The sequence below is a fragment of the Streptosporangium nondiastaticum genome (assembly GCF_003011965.1).
Taxonomy (GTDB): Bacteria; Actinomycetota; Actinomycetes; order Streptomycetales; family Streptomycetaceae; genus Streptomyces; species Streptomyces nondiastaticus.
On record NZ_PXWG01000410.1, the window covers coordinates 1 to 387 of the forward strand.

Below are 387 nucleotides of genomic sequence, written 5' to 3' on the forward strand. Positions count from 1 at the left end.
ACGGAACGCAAAGAAATAGGCCTCTTCCTGATCTTACATATTTGATGAAAGCCAGGTTGTTAATTTATTTGAACTACAGACGCGCACATTTTCCGCCGTGATTTTCCGGAGAATTGCAACCAAGACAAGGAAGGATCCCACCACGAATGAAGCCAAGGAACTTTTCTTGACCCTTACCGGCGAACAACGTTTGGTGATCCGCCAGAAGCTCGTGTCTTGCTTGACCGGTGAATCGGTCACCGATGTCCGGAAGAAGATTGGTGATGCCGTGGCCGAAATTGCTAGACAGTACACCGACAGTGGTATGCATATTGGAGACTAGAGTGGTGTATTTTGCGTCGTGCATCTGACTGGTTTTCTTTCCATCCTTTTAGGAGACCAATGGCC

General features: G+C 47.5%; 1 protein-coding gene. It reads left to right on the top strand.

The window, feature by feature from the left end; translation table 11 throughout:
- The first annotated feature begins 97 nt into the window (after positions 1–97).
- Positions 98–322, top strand: coding sequence for a hypothetical protein (locus tag B7P34_RS37025; RefSeq protein ID WP_146167075.1), 225 nt, complete (start codon positions 98–100; stop codon positions 320–322).
- Positions 323–387: the final 65 nt, after the last annotated feature.